The organism is Winogradskyella maritima (genome assembly GCF_042650215.1).
Lineage (GTDB): Bacteria > Bacteroidota > Bacteroidia > Flavobacteriales > Flavobacteriaceae > Winogradskyella > Winogradskyella maritima.
The window spans coordinates 1-4,752 of sequence record NZ_JBHSAT010000006.1 but is presented as its reverse complement, the minus strand read 5'-3'; the positions used below and the strand labels follow the sequence as shown (position 1 = coordinate 4,752).

At 37.2% G+C, this 4,752-nt stretch carries 5 protein-coding genes; all 5 read right to left on the bottom strand.

Features of this window, described 5'->3' with window-relative positions:
• Positions 1-140: 140 nt before the first annotated feature.
• Positions 141-785, bottom strand: a complete 645-nt coding sequence (locus ACFOSX_RS10730; protein WP_386100631.1) for a hypothetical protein — start codon at positions 783-785, stop codon at positions 141-143.
• Between the two features lie 159 nt (positions 786-944).
• Positions 945-1,787, bottom strand: a complete 843-nt coding sequence (locus tag ACFOSX_RS10725) for a hypothetical protein (protein WP_386100628.1) — start codon at positions 1,785-1,787, stop codon at positions 945-947.
• Between the two features lie 625 nt (positions 1,788-2,412).
• Positions 2,413-2,715, bottom strand: a complete 303-nt coding sequence (locus ACFOSX_RS10720; RefSeq protein WP_062623211.1) for a type II toxin-antitoxin system RelE/ParE family toxin — start codon at positions 2,713-2,715, stop codon at positions 2,413-2,415.
• Positions 2,712-2,954: a type II toxin-antitoxin system ParD family antitoxin gene (locus ACFOSX_RS10715; protein ID WP_386100634.1), complete on the bottom strand. Its 243-nt coding sequence runs from the start codon at positions 2,952-2,954 to the stop codon at positions 2,712-2,714. The genes ACFOSX_RS10720 and ACFOSX_RS10715 overlap by 4 nt, the downstream gene beginning before the upstream one ends.
• Before the next feature lie 509 nt (positions 2,955-3,463).
• Positions 3,464-4,291: an RHS repeat domain-containing protein gene (locus tag ACFOSX_RS10710; protein WP_386100625.1), complete on the bottom strand. Its 828-nt coding sequence runs from the start codon at positions 4,289-4,291 to the stop codon at positions 3,464-3,466.
• Between the last annotated feature and the right edge of the window lie 461 nt (positions 4,292-4,752).

Below are 4,752 nucleotides of genomic sequence, written 5' to 3'. Positions count from 1 at the left end.
GTGCAATAAGTTGTTAAAACAGGCCTTTGCCATAGCAAAATCAGGACTGATATACGACGATAGTTACAGAAGTACTTTAGTGAAAAATTAATGGGATTTTACTTGTTTTCTACCACAGTACTTTGTTAGCTACTGTGCTTTTAAGTGTTGTGGTTTATCTCTACTATTAATTTTCTATTCGGACAAATTATGTAAAAGTCGATATTCCCAATTTCATAACTGTGCATATAGTATTTATAAGCATAGTAATTTCCCTTTTCATAAAGTAAATCCTCTAATTCAAATTCCAATTCCTCAAGAGTGCTGTGTGCAAAGTCCAAAAACTTTTTCTCCTGCTTGTCAAATGGTGTTTTTTTCCAAAATTCAGTTTCCCAATGACTCCTTAATTCCGCACTTGGATATTTAGTAAAGAATTCCGATTCTGGGTTTTCAAAATATTGTGCTGTTTGGTCGTCAATTTTGTAAATCCAAATTGAATATCCATCTCCATTGAAGGCTCTTTCGGTTTCGTATTCATAAATTAGTTCGCTATCATTAAATTCAAATCCAGTCAGTTCGACATTGTAGTTTCGCTCTTCGGCTTTTTCGATTGGATTCCAAAATAGATTTGAACCTGGCAGGACTTTCCAGTAAAAGCCAGGAATCAAAATCAGAATTAAAAGTATTGTTGAAAGTCGATAAAATTTAGGTTTGTTTTTCGACCTAAGTGCTTTGAACATTTTCCAAGCCAATATTGGATAAAAGAGAACTATAATTAAGGTTAAAAACAGAAATAGTAAAATCATCTATGAATTTTGTTCGGCATTGTAGCTAACGTGTTTGTATATGTTTGGTTGCGTGTTTTAAGCACCTAATTTAGCAAATACAAATCGAATAGAAAATCCGCGAGGATTTTCGTAAGTAGGCTAGAACTAGCAATAAATTATATACGGTGTTGTAGTTAGTTATTTTCTTTTCCCTTTTTGTATTTTATAATTATTCTTTGCGTTTTCTGGGACAAAACTCATGTTGTTATATGCTTCTTTTTTGTCTTCTTCATAAATTTCTGAACATACTGAAGCATAAGTTTCGACCGCTACAATCATGGTTAAGTCAAATAATTGATTCAATAAGATTCTGTCCAGACTAAATTTATCTCCAAAAGTGTATTTTTCACTTGCGAATTCATTCAAATCCTTTGTTATTTTGCTACCATTATGTATTATCATGTTGCGAATTAAAATAAATTCTTCTAAATCGTTCAATAATTCCTTTTTCAATGAAATTTTTAAAAGAAATGGTTCAGAATTAAGCTTTACAATTAAATCACTAATCTTTAAGTAACCGGATTTATTTAGTTTTTCGTCAATTGTATGTTCTAGTAGTTTTGAGAAATCTTTTAGTTCTAAAATGTGTTTCCACTTAATCTCTTTTTCTTCAGGAAGTAATTCAGGTTTTTGTTTATACATATACCTTTGAATATCCTGTAATACTGCTTCTAAATGCGCAAAATAACTTATGAACTCTTGTTGTAATAGTATTTGTTCGAAAACTTCTTTTTGGTCTTCTCCTTTAGGGTTTCCGAGTATCATTGAATAAAATAGTCGACTTTCATCGGTAACATCGTCTTCGAATACACCATGATTCATAATCAACTTTTTCATATTAACAGCCCAATTTTTTCTGATTGCTTCTGGCAAGTTTGAATCGAAATCGGTAATAATAGGTTGGGTGATTTCGCCAGCTAAATAAACTTTGGATATTTTTTGCAGAAAGTCATAAACTAAATGCTGTAATTTTTCTTTCATGCGGTTTGTTTAATTACCTACAACGAAAGGGCTACGCGCAGTGCGACCCTGGATTTGTATTTGTTGTAACTGCAAGTTACATAAAAATGCAAATACAGATTGTGTTCCCGCAATTCTGCGGGACAGGCGTGCCACCCGAGCCTTTCGCCTGTCGCTCAAGACTGACTAAAGCGAAATGATGAATACCTTAAAAGGAAATAGAGATGAAATGAATAAATAGCTTTCCCGCCAGAGGCGGACAGGTAGCCGGTGATATGTTGAGTTGCCTAGGTCTCGAGCGCCGTTGACGGCTAAGGTGCGCATGACTCCCGCTGATGAAGCAATTTGGTGTAGCCCTTTCGATGATGTCGACTTGCAAAAGGGTGGGAGTTTGACGTCAGGAGAACGGAGCCATTTTGTTCGGCGCCGACGCCGAGCCGAGCGAAGCGAATACACGCAGGCCACGCAGTGGACAAGCTAATTCGACATCATCGGTCTCGGCTATGAGTAGTTACGTGGGTTAGCACTTAACTTCGCAAATACACACCAAGTTGGAAACTCCGCAGGAATTTCCAAAGTAGGCGAGAACCTGTCTGCCGACAGGCAGGCAAGCAATTACTTATAGCCATTGTTGTGTGCAGTTTTTTTATTTCAGTCGTTTTTTAATATCCATTCGCTGGTGCAAAATTCTAACTATTTCCACAATATCATTTTCCACTTTTCTATAAAAAATCAAATGAGATTTTATTTTAGTAACTCGATAATTCTTTCGAGTTTGTTCCGCTGACTTTCCAGTCATAAAGTTGTCAGCTATAAATTCAATTTCCGTAATTATCAAGTCGTAATATCTGTCAGCTTGTTCTTTAGACCATTTATTGAGCGTATAAATCCAAATTTTATCTAAATCCTCAATCGCTTGTTGACTTATGCGATATTTGTTTTTGCTCATAAGTATTTACGATGTAATTCTTTCAGATGTTGTTTTGGGTCAAAGTTTTCAACAAATCCACTATTTTCACCAACTTCGAGAGCTTTAATCAGTTCTCTTTCCTTTTTTTCTTCACGTTCTAACAAACGTAAAGCAGAACGAATTACTTCGCTAACCGAACCATATCTTCCAGAGTTTACTTCTTCTCTTATAAAATCCTCAAAATGATTTCCGAGTGATATTGATGTATTTTTTCCCACTTTGACAATATTTTTACTCAAATATACCAAATCTTGGTAACGTAGCCAAATTGGACACAACGAAAGGGCTACGCGCAGTGCGACCCTGAATTTGTATTTGTTGTAACTGCAAGTTACATAAAAATGCAAATACAGATTGGGTCGTGCCATCCCGAAGCGTCGGGAGCGTTTCCGCCAGAGGCGGACAGGTAGCCGGTGATATGTTGAGTTGCCTAGGTCTCGAGCGCCGTTGACGGCTAAGATGCGCATGACTCCCGCTGATGAAGCAATTTGGTGTAGCCCTTTCGATGATGTCGACTTGCAAAAGGGTGGGAGTTCGACGTTAGGAGAACGGAGCCATTTTGTTCGGCGCCGACGCCGAATTCGACATCATCGGTCTCGGCTATGAGTAGTTGCGTGGGTTAGCACTTAACTTTGCAAGTACGCACCAAGCTGAAAATCCGCGAGGATTTTCAGAAGTAGGCGAGAACAAGCAATTACTTATAGCCATTGTTGTGCAACGTATTTTTTTATTCGTAATATTCAATTTGTCTTTCCCAAACCATTCCTAATTCTCCGTTAGAGCTTCTCCTTTTAGAAATCCAATTTCCATTTTCGTCATATACATATTCGAAAGAAGTTTGGTGTGTTTGTTCGTCTTGTTCGTTAAACCAATTTTGAACAATCAAATTATCCATATCATCATATTCGGATACGAATTTCATAAAACTTCCATCAGGATTGAATTTGAACTGTAAATTTTCATTTCCGTCTTTATCGTATGAGTATGTGCGTCTGTCTTTTAAACTTCCATCAGGTTTATATCTGAATTGTTCAATTTTTTTGTTGTCAAAATTGTATTTGTAAACATATTTCCAACCATTTTCACTTTCTGGACTTTTGAGCAACATCTCGATATTATTGCCTTTTTCGTCATAGCTATTCGATTGAATATTTGTCAGATTATTATCCGAATCATAAGTTTTAACAGCAATCATATTGTCGTTAGAATCGTACTCATAAGTCCAATAGCTTTTCAATTCATCTGATGAATTTTTCTTCATAGCTTTTTGAGCAACTCCATCTTCATTTCTTTCGTAAATAGTTTTCTCATACAGTGAACCGTCACTTTTATATTGTCCGTTTTCTATCACTTTCTCATTTTTATCAAAAATCATATATGAGCTTATGTTTGAGTCAAATAGATTTTCTCGACTTTTTAACTCACCATTTTCTGGTTTATAAATGACTTCTTTAACCATTTTCATTTTTGGTTTGAGAGTGTCTGAAGTCGATTGAGCGATTAAATTAGATACAGGAAATGAAATCAGAATTCCGAGTAATAATATGTATTTCATAGGTTTTTTCAAATGGTGGGTAACGCAGGGCTACGCGCAGTGCGACCCTGGATTTGTATTTGTTGTAACTGCAAGTTACATAAAAATGCAAATACAGATTGGGTCGTGCCATCCCGAAGCGTCGGGAGCGTTTCCGCCAGAGGCGGACAGGTAGCCGGTGATATGTTGAGTTGCCTAGGTCTCGAGCGCCGTTGACGGCTAAGGTGCGCATGACTCCCGCTGATGAAGGAATTTGGTGTAGCCCTGCGATGATGTCGACTCGCAAAAGGGTGGGAGTTCGACGTTAGGAGAACGTAGCCATTTTGTTCGGCGCCGACGCCGAATTCGACATCATCGGTCTCGTATAACCGTCAGTTACGGGTTTATATGCGTTAATTTTCGGTTTGGCACTGACGCTCGCAATTCCGAGTGGATTCGGACGTAGTCGAATCCGCCGTAATTGCGGTTATACATTGTTGTGT